This window comes from Micromonospora sp. NPDC126480 (genome assembly GCF_040302465.1).
Classification (GTDB): Bacteria; Actinomycetota; Actinomycetes; order Mycobacteriales; family Micromonosporaceae; genus Micromonospora.
The window spans coordinates 13,477-27,270 of sequence record NZ_JBEORU010000013.1; the positions used below are offsets into that span (position 1 = coordinate 13,477).

Annotated in this window: 13 protein-coding genes; 4 read left to right on the forward strand and 9 right to left on the reverse strand. The window is 74.4% G+C overall.

All coding sequences use genetic code 11. The features are described 5' to 3' along the window. Positions 1 to 16: 16 nt before the first annotated feature. Both ABTW87_RS14390 and ABTW87_RS14395 read right to left on the reverse strand, forming a co-directional pair. Positions 17 to 346 carry a hypothetical protein gene (locus tag ABTW87_RS14390; protein WP_350651263.1) on the reverse strand — a complete coding sequence of 110 codons (330 nt, stop codon included), beginning with the start codon at positions 344 to 346 and terminating at the stop codon, positions 17 to 19. Further along, positions 346 to 765, reverse strand: a complete 420-nt coding sequence (locus ABTW87_RS14395; protein WP_350651264.1) for a YbaB/EbfC family nucleoid-associated protein — start codon at positions 763 to 765, stop codon at positions 346 to 348. Before ABTW87_RS14395 ends, ABTW87_RS14390 begins: the two co-directional genes overlap by 1 nt. 75 nt (positions 766 to 840) lie before the next feature. Between ABTW87_RS14395 and ABTW87_RS14400 the strand changes: the two genes are divergently transcribed. After that, positions 841 to 2,073, forward strand: coding sequence for an SUKH-3 domain-containing protein (locus tag ABTW87_RS14400; protein WP_350651265.1), 1,233 nt, complete (start codon positions 841 to 843; stop codon positions 2,071 to 2,073). Between the two features lie 64 nt (positions 2,074 to 2,137). On the opposite strand, the gene ABTW87_RS14405 is transcribed toward ABTW87_RS14400, so the two are convergent. Continuing rightward, on the reverse strand, positions 2,138 to 3,577 hold the full coding sequence (locus tag ABTW87_RS14405; RefSeq protein WP_350651266.1) for an aldehyde dehydrogenase family protein: 1,440 nt from the start codon (positions 3,575 to 3,577) through the stop codon (positions 2,138 to 2,140). A 135-nt stretch (positions 3,578 to 3,712) separates the two neighbouring features. On the opposite strand from ABTW87_RS14405, the gene ABTW87_RS14410 reads away from it, so the two are divergent. Both ABTW87_RS14410 and gabT read left to right on the forward strand, forming a co-directional pair. After that, a complete protein-coding gene (locus ABTW87_RS14410) occupies positions 3,713 to 5,149 on the forward strand; it encodes a gamma-aminobutyraldehyde dehydrogenase (protein ID WP_350651267.1) in 1,437 nt (478 codons plus the stop codon). 3 nt (positions 5,150 to 5,152) lie between these two features. Further along, positions 5,153 to 6,424 (forward strand): 4-aminobutyrate--2-oxoglutarate transaminase, encoded by a 1,272-nt coding sequence (gene gabT, locus ABTW87_RS14415; protein WP_350651268.1) that lies wholly within the window; start codon positions 5,153 to 5,155, stop codon positions 6,422 to 6,424. Positions 6,425 to 6,815: 391 nt separating this feature from the next. Here gabT and ABTW87_RS14420 read toward each other — a convergent pair whose 3' ends face one another. From ABTW87_RS14420 to ABTW87_RS14445, 6 genes are all read right to left on the reverse strand, one after another. Further along, complete coding sequence (locus tag ABTW87_RS14420) at positions 6,816 to 7,487, reverse strand: RlpA-like double-psi beta-barrel domain-containing protein (RefSeq protein ID WP_350651269.1); 672 nt, start codon at positions 7,485 to 7,487, stop codon at positions 6,816 to 6,818. A 113-nt stretch (positions 7,488 to 7,600) separates the two neighbouring features. Further along, complete coding sequence (locus ABTW87_RS14425) at positions 7,601 to 8,236, reverse strand: M15 family metallopeptidase (RefSeq protein ID WP_350651270.1); 636 nt, start codon at positions 8,234 to 8,236, stop codon at positions 7,601 to 7,603. Continuing rightward, positions 8,233 to 9,366 carry a D-alanine--D-alanine ligase family protein gene (locus ABTW87_RS14430; protein WP_350651271.1) on the reverse strand — a complete coding sequence of 378 codons (1,134 nt, stop codon included), beginning with the start codon at positions 9,364 to 9,366 and terminating at the stop codon, positions 8,233 to 8,235. Before ABTW87_RS14430 ends, ABTW87_RS14425 begins: the two co-directional genes overlap by 4 nt. Continuing rightward, positions 9,363 to 10,418, reverse strand: coding sequence for a threonine ammonia-lyase (locus tag ABTW87_RS14435; protein ID WP_350651272.1), 1,056 nt, complete (start codon positions 10,416 to 10,418; stop codon positions 9,363 to 9,365). The genes ABTW87_RS14430 and ABTW87_RS14435 overlap by 4 nt, the downstream gene beginning before the upstream one ends. 142 nt (positions 10,419 to 10,560) lie before the next feature. Beyond that, positions 10,561 to 11,619: a sensor histidine kinase gene (locus tag ABTW87_RS14440; RefSeq protein WP_350651273.1), complete on the reverse strand. Its 1,059-nt coding sequence runs from the start codon at positions 11,617 to 11,619 to the stop codon at positions 10,561 to 10,563. Beyond that, complete coding sequence (locus ABTW87_RS14445; RefSeq protein WP_350651274.1) at positions 11,616 to 12,281, reverse strand: response regulator transcription factor; 666 nt, start codon at positions 12,279 to 12,281, stop codon at positions 11,616 to 11,618. The genes ABTW87_RS14440 and ABTW87_RS14445 overlap by 4 nt, the downstream gene beginning before the upstream one ends. Positions 12,282 to 12,506: 225 nt before the next feature. Between ABTW87_RS14445 and ABTW87_RS14450 the strand changes: the two genes are divergently transcribed. Further along, a complete protein-coding gene (locus ABTW87_RS14450) occupies positions 12,507 to 13,787 on the forward strand; it encodes a GAF domain-containing protein (RefSeq protein ID WP_350651275.1) in 1,281 nt (426 codons plus the stop codon). The last annotated feature ends 7 nt before the right edge of the window (positions 13,788 to 13,794 follow it).

A 13,794-nucleotide genomic window follows, 5' to 3' on the forward strand; every position in this document is an offset into this window, starting at 1 on the left:
CGGGCCTCCTCGCCGGTCAGCGACCGTCGGCCACGCGGTCGATCCGGTCCGCGTTGGCGGCGTCGGTACGCAGCGTGGCGTCGACGGAGCGGACGACGTCCGTCCCCAGACCTTCGAGGTGGCGGCCCACCCCCTCCCAGACACGGAGCGCCGTCTGCTCGAACCCGCGGTAGCCGCGTTCGAACGCGGCGCCGATGTCGTCCCGCCCCCACGGCCGTACCGCGCTGGCGGCCGCGATCTCACCGCCGGCCCGCCGCCGGCGGGCGGACACCTCCGCGCCGGCGGCGGCCAGGTCGGCGCCGCCGCGCCGGGCCCGCTGCGGGTCGAGCCAGAGCTGGTCGCCCATCAGCCCTGCCCGCGCAGCGCGGCGTCCGCCCGCCCGAGCAGGGCCGACAGATCTCCGGTACGCAGGAAGTCCGCCGCTCCGGTGCCCTCGGGCAGGTAGCCGGTGGTCAGCTCGCGGGTGGCGTCCGCCGCCGCCGCAGCTGCCCGCAGGGCCGTCTCGGTGATCGTCCGGGCGAGCCCCCGGGCGTCCCGGTCCCGGTAGATCGCGGGATCGAGCTCCACCGAGATCAGCTCACCCCGGGCGCCGACGACCACGGTCACCCGCCCGTCGTCCGAACGTCGGGTCACCCGCAGCTCGGCTAACTTCCGGTGCAGTTCGTCCACACCGGATCGCAACTGCTGGTACTGCCCGTACACCTCGTCGAACCGCGCCCGTAGCGCGCGGTTGGCGTCCCGGTCCGCGCTCTCACCCAACGCCACCCTCCCCGGTCACCGTCGGTAGGGGGAACCATACCGGCTGCCACGGGGGCCGTGGGGTCCGGTAGTTTCGGAGGCGTGATCGACCGCCAGCAGGCCGAGCAGATCGCCGCCGTGTGGGCCCGGCGCGACTCACAACGTCTCGGTTACGAGTGCCAGCCGATCGTCGACGAGTTCGACCTGGGCTTCGTGATCCGGTCCATCGTGTCCACTGAGGCCCGCACGGTCCCCGGTGACCTGCCGACCACCGTGGTCGACAAACGGACCGGCGAGGTGAGCACCTGGCCCCGGGTCCCGGTCGATCAGGTCGAGCGGATGTACCGGCGCAGCCGCGAGGACGGCCCGCGCCCGCCGCGTACGGTCGAGCCCGCCGGTCAGCTGCTGCGCGAGATCCGGCGACTGCCCACCCCGACGACCGCCGCGCACCTGAGCCTCGACGGCCGGCTGTTCCGGGCGCAGGGGGCCAAGGGCGACATCGAGCTCAATCACCACCCGCTGGTGCGGGCGTACCTGGCCGAGCTGCCGCCGGGTCACCTGGTCCGCGGCGGCGAGCGGCACGCCGAGCTGATCGTCGTCTCCGACGTCCTGCACGAGTACGACCACCGCCGCGCCGCCGAGGGCATCGAGCCGATGGCCATGCCGGACGCGGAGACGCTGCTCGGGCAGGCCCGCTTCGAGGTGTTCCGGGTACGCGAACCGGGCGACCGCTACGCCGGTAGGGCCGAGCGCGGCTGCGACTCGTGCCTCAACTTCCTTGTGCACTTCAACGTCCTGCCCTGGTCGGAGCTGGCCTTCACCGCCGAATGGCGGCCCGGTCCGCAGCCGCCGCACCACCCCGGCCGCTTCCCCTCCGAGGTCGCCGACGCCCTCATGGAGGGCGGCTGGGAGGACAGCGAGTTCAACCCGGCCCTCGCGGCGGGGGCGATCCGCGAGACGTGCGAGGTGGCCGGTCGCTCGCACCGCCACGAGCCGTTCCCCGCCGCCCGGCAGGCCCTCACCGACTTCCCCGCCGTGGTGAGCAGCCGCCGCGGCCCGGGCGAGGCGGTGTGGATCAGCCGGTTCACCACGAACCCGCTGCACGGTGCGCACAGCGCCGACGTCCTGGCGGATTTCGGGGCGGTGCTCGGGGCGCGGCTGTTCCCGTTCGGCTCCGAGTTCGGCGACAGCATCTTCGCCGTCGACGAGCGCGGCCGGGTGTTCGCGCTGGACCAGGCGGGCGAGTGGTTCCTCGGCGAGACCGTCGACGCCGCCCTGACCACATTGGTGCTCGGCCGCGCCCCGGCCCGCGTCCGTGACGACGGCACGTGGTGAGCGGTGACCCCGTTGTTAACAGGGGGCCCTTTTACTACGCCAGGCGTTAATAAGGGGCCCTTCCTTACACGGCGATGCCGGTCAGGACCAGGACGCGCGGCTCGGTGTAGTCGTCCATCGCGCTGCGCACGCCCTCACGCCCGACGCCGGAGCCCTTGACCCCGCCGTACGGCATCTGGTCGGCCCGGTACGACGGGACGTCCCCGACGATCACCCCGCCCACCTCCAGGACCCGCCCGGCCCGGAACGCCGTGTCCAGCCGGTGGGTGAACACGCCGGCCTGCAACCCGTACGCCGAGTCGTTGACCGCCGCGAACGCGGCGTCGTCGTTCTCCACCCGGGCGACCACAAGCACCGGCCCGAACACCTCCTCGGCGCTGACCTTGGCGTCCCTCGGCACGCCGGACAGCACGGTGGGCTCGTACGTGGCACCCTCGCGCCGGCCGCCGACCTCGATGGTGGCGCCGGCCGCGACCGCCTCGTCCACCCACGCCTCGACCCGGCGGGCGGCGTCCACGGAGACCAGCGGACCCACGTCGGTCAGCTCGGACGACGGGTCACCGCTGCGCAGTTCCTGCACGGCGGCCACGAGCCGGGGCAGGAACCCGTCGTAGAGCCACTCGTGCACGTACACCCGCTGCACCGCGATGCACGACTGCCCGGCCTGGTAGTTGGCGAACGTGGCGATCCGGTGCGCGGCGAAGGCCAGGTCCTCGGCGGTGTTCCAGTCCTCGCAGATCACCGCCGCCGCGTTGCCGCCCAGCTCCAGCGTGACGTGCTTCTCCGGCACGGACCGCCGGATCGCCGCGCCGACCGGCCCGGAGCCGGTGAACGACACCACCGGCAGCCGCGGGTCGGTGACCAGGTCGGCGGCGCGCTCGTTGGGCAGCGGCAGCACCGAGAACATGCCCTCCGGCAGGTCGGTCTCGGCCAGCAGCTCGCCGAGCAGCAGCGCCGACAGCGGGGTGGCCGGGGCCGGCTTGACGATGATCGGAGCGCCGACGGCGATGGCCGGGGCGACCTTGTGCGCCACCAGGTTGAGCGGGAAGTTGAACGGCGCGATCCCCAGCACCGGCCCCTTCGGCACCCGGCGTACCAGGGCCGTCCGGCCGCCGGCGGCCGGGTCGGTGTCGAGGCGTTGCAGCTCGCCGGAGAAGCGCCGCGCCTCCTCGGCGGCCCAGCGGAACGTGGAGACGGCCCGGCCGACCTCGGCCCGGGCCCACTTGACGGGCTTGCCGTTCTCGGCGGTGATGAGCGCCGCGATCTCCTCGGCCCGCTCGGCGAGCCGCCGGGAGACGTGGTCCAGGGCCGCCGCCCGGGCGTGCGCGGGCAGGGCCGCGGCCGCCGCGGCCACCCCGGCGGCTGCCGCGACGGCGGCCTCGACCTGGTCCGGGGTGGCGAGGGTGGTACGACCGACGGCGCGGCCGTCGTACGGGTGGTGGACGGTCAACTCGCCCTCGCCGTGAACGGGACGGGAGGCGACATAGAAGGCTACGGACTCCACGCCGAGCAGCGTAGACGACGAGCCAGCCGACGGAAACAGTCGCCGCAGGCCTTGTCTGCCGCGAATTCAGTAGCCAATATGGCAGACACATTGCGATAACCGCGCAGACCGCACCCCCAACGGAGTGATCCCGTCATGAGCGACCAGCAGAAGCTGCGCAACTTCGTCAACGGCGAGTACGTCGAGCCGGCCGACGGCGGCTACGCCGACCTGATCGACCCCTGTACCGGGGAGGTGTTCGCGCAGGCGCCCGTCTCCGGGGCCGCCGACGTGGACACCGCGATGAAGGCCGCCGCCACCGCCTTCGAGAGCTGGCGCGACACCACCCCCGCCGAGCGGCAGAAGGCGCTGCTCAAGCTCGCCGACGCCGTCGAGGCCCGCGCGGCGGAGCTGGTCGACGCCGAGGTACGCAACACCGGCAAGCCGCGCCAGCTCACCGCCGACGAGGAGCTGCCGCCGGCCGTCGACGAGTTCCGGTTCTTCGCCGGCGCCGCCCGGCTGCTGGAGGGCCGTTCCGCCGGCGAGTACCTGGCCGGCCACACCTCGTACGTGCGGCGCGAGCCGATCGGCGTCTGCGCCCAGGTGACGCCCTGGAACTACCCCCTGATGATGGCGGTCTGGAAGATCGCCCCGGCCCTGGCCGCCGGCAACACGGTGGTGCTCAAGCCGTCCGACACCACGCCGGTGTCGACGCTTCTGCTGGCCGAGATCGCGGCCGAGTTCTTCCCGCCGGGCGTGTTCAACGTGGTGTGCGGCGACCGGGACACCGGCCGGGCCCTCGTCTCCCACCCGACCCCGCAGCTCGTGTCGATCACCGGCTCGACGCGCGCCGGCATGGAGGTCGCCGCCGCGGCGGCGCCCGACCTCAAGCGGACCCACCTGGAGCTGGGCGGCAAGGCCCCGGTGGTGCTCTTCGACGACGCGGACGTCGCGGCGGCGGCCGAGGCGATCGCGGTGGGCGGCTACTTCAACGCCGGCCAGGACTGCACCGCCGCGACCCGGGTGCTGGCCGGGCCCGGCATCCACGACGATTTCGTGGCCGCCCTCGCCGAGCAGGCCCGCAACACGAAGACCGGCGCGCCGGACGACGAGGACGTGCTCTACGGCCCGCTGAACAACGCCAACCAGCTCACCCGGGTACGCGGCTTCGTGGACCGCCTGCCGGACCACGCGAACGTCGAGACCGGCGGCTCCCAGCTCGGCGAGCGCGGCTACTTCTACGCCCCGACCGTCGTCTCGGGTGTACGCCAGGCCGACGAGATCATCCAGCAGGAGGTCTTCGGCCCGGTCATCACGGTGCAGCGCTTCGACGACGAGGACGAGGCGGTGCGCTGGGCCAACGGCGTCGAGTACGGCCTGTCCGCCTCGGTCTGGACGAAGGACCACGGCCGGGCGATGCGGATGACCCGCCGGCTGGACTTCGGCTGCGTCTGGGTGAACACGCACATCCCGTTCATCTCGGAGATGCCGCACGGCGGCTTCAAGCACTCCGGGCACGGCAAGGACCTCTCGGTCTACAGCCTGGAGGACTACACCCGGATCAAGCACGTCATGCACAACATCGAGGGCTGATCCTTGGCATCGTCGGAGGAACTGCACAAGCGGCGCGGCGCCGCCGTCGCCCGTGGTGTCGGCAGCGTCATTCCGTCCTATGTGGCCCGCGCGGGCGGCGGCACCATCACCGACGTCGACGGGCGCGAGTGGATCGACTTCGCCGCCGGTATCGCCGTCACCAACGTCGGCAACTCCGCCCCACGGGTGGTCGAGGCGGTGAAGGCGCAGGTCGAGCGCTTCACCCACACCTGCTTCATGGTCGCGCCGTACGAGTCGTACGTGGCGGTGTGCGAGCAGCTCAACGAGCTCACCCCGGGCACCTTCGAGAAGCGGTCGGCGCTGTTCAACTCGGGCGCCGAGGCGGTGGAGAACGCCGTGAAGATCGCCCGGCACGCCACCGGCCGGCCCGCCGTGGTGGTGTTCGACCACGCGTACCACGGCCGGACCAACCTGACCATGGCGTTGACCGCGAAGAACATGCCGTACAAGCACCGGTTCGGGCCGTTCGCCGGTGAGATCTACCGGGTGCCGATGTCGTACCCGCTGCGCGACGGCGGCCTCGACGGGGCGACCGCGGCGGCCCGGGCGATCGAGACGGTGGAGAAGCAGGTCGGCGCCGAGAACGTCGCCGCGCTGCTGATCGAGCCGATCCAGGGCGAGGGCGGCTTCGTCGTACCCGCCGAGGGTTTCCTGCCGGCGCTGCGCGAGTGGGCGACGGCGGCCGGGGTGGTCTTCATCGCCGACGAGATCCAGACCGGCTTCTGCCGCACCGGCGACTGGTTCGCCTGCCAGCACGAGCGCGTCGAGCCGGATCTGGTCACTCTCGCCAAGGGCATCGCCGGCGGCCTGCCGCTCGCGGCGGTGACCGGCCGGGCCGAGCTGATGGACGCCGTGCACGTCGGCGGTCTCGGCGGCACGTACGGTGGCAACCCGATCGCCTGCGCGGCGGCGCTCGCCAGCATCGAGACCATGCACGAGCTGGACCTGGCCGCCGCCGCCCGCCGGATCGGGCAGGTCATGGGCGACCGGCTGCGGGCCGTCGCCGCCCGTGACCCGCGGATCGCCGAGGTGCGCGGCCGCGGGGCGATGCTCGCCGTGGAGATCGTACGGCCGGGCACCCTCACCCCGGATCCGGCCGCCACCGCGGCGGTGTCGGCGGCCTGCCACGCCGCCGGGCTGCTCACCCTCACCTGCGGCACGTACGGCAACGTGCTGCGTCTCCTGCCGCCGCTGGTGATCGGCGACACCGACCTGGCCCGCGGCCTGGACATCCTCGACACCGCCTTCGGCTGACGAAGACCGGGACCCGTCGGAGGCGTGGTGACCGGCGCGGACCGGCCTCACCATCGAGGCCGACCGGTCGGAAGAGGCGGATCGGAGCCCACGTCGATTCGACCAACCCTGGCCGAGGCGACCGCCAGAGCGGCCGGGGCCGGGCCATGACGCCGCTGAGCGATATGCCTGTCAGGCATATTCATGTCTGACAGGCATATCGCTCACGGGCACCACCTTGCCCGGCCGCGACACGCCCGGACCGGCCCACCCGCCCTGGCGGAACTGCCCACGCCGGCACACCGCCCGACTGGCGCAGGCCCGTGGCGCACCTCCGGCGACCGGCCCGGGCCCGTCGCGCACCTCCGGCGAGTGGCGCGGCGCCACTCAGCCAGGGCGCGGTGCCGCTCCGTCAGCGCACCAGTTCGACGGTGTTGCGGCGGACCAGGTTCTTGCCCGGCTCCCGGATCGCGTCCATCGCGGTCGCGTTCAGCAGTACGCAGCTGCCCGACGGGCCGGTCACGCTCACCGTCACCGCCCTGCCGTTGTCCAGGTTGGTCACCCGCAGCCGCGTGCCGACCGGGAACCGGTCGCTGGTCGCGGCCGGCGCGCCGGCCTCGGCGGAGAAGGTGATCGCCCCCTGGCAGGCCGAGCCGGGGGCCGGGCCGGCCGCGCCCGGCGAGGCGGCGCCGGGGCGTACCGCCCCCGGCTCGGCCGGCGCGCCCGCCGCGCCCCCGCCGACCACCTCGACCACGTTTCGCCGGACGACGTTCCTGCCCGGCTCCCGGACCAGTTCCATCGCCGCCGCGTTGAGCAGGACACAGCTGCCCGACGGCCCGGTCACCGTCACCTCGGTCGACCGGTTGTTGTCCAGGTTGGTCACGCGCAGCCGGGTGCCCACCGGGAAGCGGTTGCTGGTCGCGGCGGGCGCACCGCCCTCGGCCGAGAAGGTCACCGAACCCTGGCACACCGAGGCGCGGGGCGAGCCGGTGTCCGCGAACCCGAGGCCCGTGCCCACCGCCACCGCCCCTGCGGCGACCACCGCCACACCCGCCGCCAGCACGTGCTTGCGCTGCACCCTCACGTCGTTCCTCCTCGTCCGGTGGTGCCGTGTCGCGGGCGGGTACGGCGTGGGAGCGATGACGGGTTCAGCGTTGTGACCCTTGTCGAAAACAAACCTTCGAATGAACCCGACGGTCACACCGGGCCGTAGCGGGTGTGGGTGGCCCCGGTCAGCAGCGCCCAGTACCGGTCCCCGTAGGACCAGTGCCACCACTCCGTCGGGTAGTTCACGAGTCCCGCCCCGCGCAGCGCCCCGGCCAGCAGCCGCCGGTTGCGCCGCGCCGCCGCCGGGATGTGCCGGGCGGCGGTGAAGCAGGCGTTCGCGCTGGCCTCGGGGGTGGCGTCGACGGCCGTGCCCAGGTCCAGTTCGGTCCCGTCGGCGTCGCACAGCGTCAGGTCCACCGCTCCGCCGGTGCTGTGCGGGGCCACCTCCACCGGCGAGACGAACTTGGTGGTCTCCCGGTGCAGCCGCTCCGCCGACCACTCCGGGTACCGGCTGCGCAGCTCGTCCCGGTAGCCGAGGAAGATGTCCAGCTGCGCCTGGTACGGCCGGTACCCCTCGATGACCAGCAGGCGCAGCCCGGCGGGCAGGGCACGCTGCGCGGCCAGCAACCGCTCCGCGACACCGCGACGCACCCGGGCGTACGCCCCGTCAGGGTCGGCCGCACGGCCGTCCAGCCGCAACTCCGGAAGCTCCCGCAGGTCGATCAGCGGATCGCCGTCGTCGCTGCTCGGCACCGCCGCCACGCGCGGGTCGGAGAGCAGGATCATCGGGTGCCCTCCGGCCGTACGCCGCCGGGCCGCCCGCCGGGCCGCTCGACGGCGAGGGCGACGAGCCGGTCCACGACCTCCCGGTAGCCGACCCCGGAGGCGGCCCACACTTTCGGGTACATCGAGTGCGCGGTGAAGCCGGGCATCGTGTTCAGCTCGTTGACGTACAGGTCACCGGTCGCCTCGTCGTAGAGGAAGTCGACCCGGGCCAGACCCCAGCCGCCGATCGCGGCGAACGCGCGTACCGACAGCTCGCGGATCCGCTCGGTGACCTCCTCGGGCAGCGGGGCCGGCACGACCATCGGGTCGGCATCGCCGAAGTACTTCTGGCGGTAGTCGAACCAGCCGCCGGTCACCCGGACCTCGCCGACCGCGGACGCCTCCGGGCGCCAGCCGCCGAGCACGCCGCACTCCAGCTCGCGGCCGGTCACGCCCTGCTCGACCACGACGACGTTGTCGTGCCGCAGTGCCTCCTCGATCGCCGCCGCCAGGTCGTCGCCCTCGGCCACCCGGGAGATCCCGATCGAGGAGCCCATCCGGGCCGGCTTGACGAACAACGGCCGGCGCAGCCCGAGCACCAGCTTCTCCGGGTCGTCGGTCTCCGCCCAGGCCAGCGCGTCGACCGACACGTGCGGGGTGATCGGCACCCCCTCGCTGCGCAGCGCCCGCTTCATCGCGACCTTGTCCATGCCGACGGCGGAGGCGAGGATGCCGCACCCGACGTACGGCACGCCCAGCGACTCGAGCAGCCCCTGCACCACCCCGTCCTCCCCGTACGGGCCGTGCAGGACCGGGAAGACCACGTCCAGCTCGGCGTGCACCGCCCCGGACGCGTTCGTCGCGGTGACCACCGCCGTTCCCGCCCGGTTCCCGGCCCGCAGGTCCACAAGCGGCCCGGTCACCGTCAGCCGGTCGTCGATCGCCCGGCCGGCGCCGGTGCCGGCGCGCAGGCCGGCGAGCACCGAGTCCGGCACCAGCCGGAAGCCGCCGGTGCGGGTGACCCCGATCGCCACCACCCGGTGACCGGCGTCGGCCAGCGCCCGGGCCACGCCGAGCGCCGAGGCGCACGAGACCTCGTGCTCCGCCGAAGGGCCGCCGAACAGGACTCCGACCCGTACCCCCGTGGTCATGCCGCCCTCCCTTCCGCGAGCTGCCGGGTCGCCAACCGCGCCACCAGCTCCGCCTCGACATTCCCGCCGGTCAGCACCACGCCGACCGTGCGGTACCGCTGACCGGCCCCGGTGCGGCCGACGCCGGCCGGACCGGGCACCACCGCGCCGGGATCCGCCACCAGGCGCAGCGCACCCGCCAGCCCGGCTGCGCCGGACGGCTCCACGACCACCTTCAGCTCCAGCAGGAGCAGCCGGAACGCCGCGGCGATCTGGTCGTCGTCGACCCGGACGACGCCCCGGACAGTCCCGTGCGCGACCGCGAACGGCAGGTCCCCCACACAGGTGGGGCGCAGCCCGTCGGCGATCGTGGCGGCCGGGGCGACCGGCGTGGGCCGCCCGGCCGCCAGGCTGCGCGCCAGCGAGTCGCAGCCGACCGGCTCGACCCCGTACACGTCGATCGGTGTACCGGACGCGGCCAGGCACGCGCCCGCCACGCCGCCGCCGCCACCGACCGGCACCACAAGCGCGTCCAGCGGCGTCCCGGCGCGCTCCGCCTGCTCGATCAGCTCCCGGCTCGCGCTGCCCTGCCCGGCGATGACGTCCGGGTGGTCGTACGCGTCGATCATGGGGTGGCCCTGCTCGTCGCTGAGCCGGCGGGCGGCGGCGAGCCGCTCCTCGACGGTGGTGCCGGCCAGGACGACCCGTGCGCCCGCCGCCCGGGCCCGGGCCACCTTGGTCGGCGCGGCGTCCACCGGCAGCACGACGGTCGCCGCCAGCCCGTGCCGGCCGGCGGCCAGCGCCACCGCCACCGCGTGGTTGCCGGTGCTCTGGGCGACCACGCCGGTGTGCCCGGCCGCGACGAGCCGCCCCACCGCGAGCATCGCCCCGCGCATCTTGTAGGAGCCGCCGGCCTGGAGGTTCTCCGCCTTGAGCAGGATCCGGACGCCGGCCAGCCGGTCGATGGCCGGGGAGTTGAGCACGGGCGTACGCACCACCCGCCCGGCCAGCCAGCGGGCGGCCTCCTCGACGCGGGACCGGTCCGGCAGGACCGCGACATCGGTACGGGACATGGTCTCTCCTGACGGGTTCGAGGTGCGGGCGTCCGGTCCCGTTCACCGGACCGTCCGTTTTTCGGGCAGGTTGCGGCCGGGGAGGCCGCCCCGGGCGGCTCCCGTGCCGTCGATCGATGTGTGGTCCGGCCGGACGGCTGGGTCAGTGCGGTCCGGGTAGCTGGACGTCGACCCGCAGGCCGCCGTCCTCGCCCGGCCGGGCGGCGATCACGCCGTCGTGCGCCTGGGTGATCGAGCGGGCGATGGCGAGGCCGAGACCGGCGCCGCCGCCGGAGTTGGTCCGGTCCCGCGCCAGGCGCCGGAACGGCTCGAAGAGGCCGGCGACCGCCTCGGTCGGTACGACCTGGCCGGTGTTGGCCACGGTCAGCGCCGGAGCCCCGTCGACCGTGACGGTGAGCCGGCCACCCGGCCGGTTGTACTTGATCCCGTTCTCCACGAGGTTGGTCACCAGGCGCTCCAGCAGCACCCGCTCACCCATCACCACGCGGGGCGCGAGCCGGCTCGCCACGGTCACCCCGGCCTCGGTGGCCCGGTCGGCGTACGCGGCGAGCACACCGGCGGCGATCTCGTCGAGGCGTTGCGGGGTGGACGAGCGCAGCCCCTGGTCGCTCTCGCTGAGCGCGAGCAGCCCCTCGATGAGCCGCTCGTTGCGCTCGTTTGTCTGCAGCAGCTGGGCGGTCAGCAGTTCGAGCTGCTCGCCGGTGAGCGTCCGGGCCATGCCGACCTCGATCAGGGTCCGCTGGACCGCAAGCGGCGTCCGCAGCTCGTGCGAGGCGTTCGCGGCGAACCGCCGCTGCCCCTCGTACCCGGCGGTGATGCGCTCCATCATGTCGTCGATCGCCCGGGCCAGCCGGGCCAGCTCGTCCCGGCCCCGCGGGCGGATCCGGTAGCCCAGGTTCTGCGGACCCACGTGCGTGACCGGCTCGGCGAGGTCGCGGACCGGGCGCAGGCACCACCGGGCGGCTCCCCAGAGCGTGGCCACCGCCACCACGACCAGGCCGAGGAGGGCCAGCGGCGGCAGCAGCGCGCGGAACTCGCCGCCCGCCTCGCACACCGTCCCCAGCCCCGGCACCGGCAGCTGGCACACCTCGTAGGCCCGCCACCACACCGCGCCCAGAAGCCACTGGACCAGACCGGGCAGCAGGTAGCCGACGAGCAGGGCGAGCACCCCGACCAGCAGGACCCGGCGCCGCGGGCTCACTCCGGGCCGCCGATCCGGTAACCGGCCTTGGGCACGGTGTGCACGACCGACGGCTGGCCGAGCTTCTTGCGCAGCGTCATCACGGTCACCCGGACCACGTTCGTGAACGGGTCGGCGAACTCGTCCCACGCCTGCTCGAGCAGGTCCTCCGCGCTGACCACCCGGCCGTCCGCGCGCATCAGCACGTGCAGCACCGCGAACTCCTTCGGGCTCAGGTTGAGCGGCCGGCCGTCCCGGGTGACGGTGTGCCGGGCCACGTCGAGCACCACCCCCTGCTGTTCGAGCACCGGCGGCAGCGCCGGCGCGGACCGCCGGCCGAGCGCCTGCACCCGGGCGACGAGCTCGGCGAAGGCGAACGGCTTGGTCAGGTAGTCGTCGGCGCCCAGCCCCAGGCCCTCCACCCGGTCCCGGATGCCGGCCGCCGCGGTGAGCAGCAGCACCCGGGTGCCGGCGTCGGACCCGGCGAGGCTGCGGCACACCTCGTCACCGGTGTGCCCCGGCATGTCCCGGTCCAGCACCGCCACGTCGTACCGGTTCACGCCGACCCGCTCCAGCGCGGCATCGCCGTCGTAGCAGACGTCGACCGCCATCGAGAGGCGGCGCAGCCCCTCGGCGACCGTGTCCGCCAGCAACCGCTCGTCGTCCGCCACCAGCACCCGCACGCTTCCGCTCCCCGTGGTTCCTCGTTGTCCCGCATACGGTCTCAAGCAGGAGATAAGGGTTCCGTAAACACCCGCCGGAGCCATCCTCCACGCCGGCCCGCCCGGGACAAACGGGGTCAAGCCGGATCGCACCCGCTGCGCCGTCCGGCCGTGTTCGTCCTCCTCACCCGCACGGGTTGGCGATCCCGGGTGAGCTGCGTCACCATGGGCGCGAGGAGGTCGCCCGTGGCCGACCCGTGGCTCGCCCTGGAAATCGGCGTCGATCCGGCGGAGCGGATCGCGCAGGTGGGTGCCGCCCACGAGGCGTTCCTCACCGGCGCCGTGCCGCAGCGGGTACGCGAGGTGGTCCGCCGCTCCTGGGAGCGGTCGGCGCTGCTCGACCCCGAGGGCACCCCACCGGTCGACCTCGCCGACGACACCCTGGAGAGCTACCGGTCCGGGCACCCCCTCGCCCGGGTGCTGCCGCTCTTCCGTGACCTGCTCGGCGGCATCGCCCAGGACGGCGCGCACCTGATGGCGGTCTGCGACGCGTACGGGCGGCTGCTCTGGGTGGAGGGGCACCCCGGGGTGCTGCGCCGGGCCGAGCGGATGAACTTCGTGCCCGGCGCCCGCTGGGACGAGGCGCACGCCGGCACCAACGCTCCCGGCACCGCCCTCGCCGTCGACCACAGCGTGCAGATCTTCGCCACCGAGCACTTCAGCCGCCGCGTCCAGCGGTGGACCTGCGCCGCCGCGCCGATCCACGACCCGACCACCGGCCGGCTGCTCGGCGCCGTCGACATCACCGGCGGCGACCACCTGGCGAACCCGCAGAGCCTGGCGCTGGTCCGGGCCACCGCGCGGGCCGCCGAGGCGCTCCTCGCCGGGACGGCGCCCGTCGAGCCGGACGTGGTGCACGTGGCGGCGCTCGGCCGCGACGAGGCGGAGCTGCGGGTCGGCGGGCGCCGCATCCGGCTCGGCCGCCGGCACAGCGAACTGCTGGTGCTGCTCGTCGACCATCCGGAGGGGCGCACCGGCGAGCAGCTCGGCCTGGACCTCTACGGCGACGACCGGCTGCACCCGGTCACCCTGCGCGCCGAACTGTCCCGGCTGCGGCGGGTGCTCGGCCCCGAGCTGCTCGACTCCCGCCCGTACCGGCTGCGCGGCCGGGTGCGCGCCGACTTCCGTACCGTCACCGACCTGCTGGAACGCGGCGACCCGGCGGGCGCGCTCGACGCGTACCCGGGAAGTCTGCTGCCCGGCTCCGACGCGCCGGGCGTCGCGCGACTGCGCCGGCTGGTCGACGGGCAGCTGCGCGCGGCCGTGCTGGCCAGCGCGGACCCGGGCCTGCTCGCGGCCTGGACCGCGACGCCCGCCGGCGCCGACGACCTCACCGTCTGGGAGACCCTGGCGCGGGCCCTGCCGCCGGGCGCGCCCCGCCGGCCCCTCGCGGTCGCCCGCGCCCGCCAGCTCGCCGAGGAGTACGACGTGGGCGGCGCAACGTCGCTGCAACGTACCCGGAACTAGCGTCGCC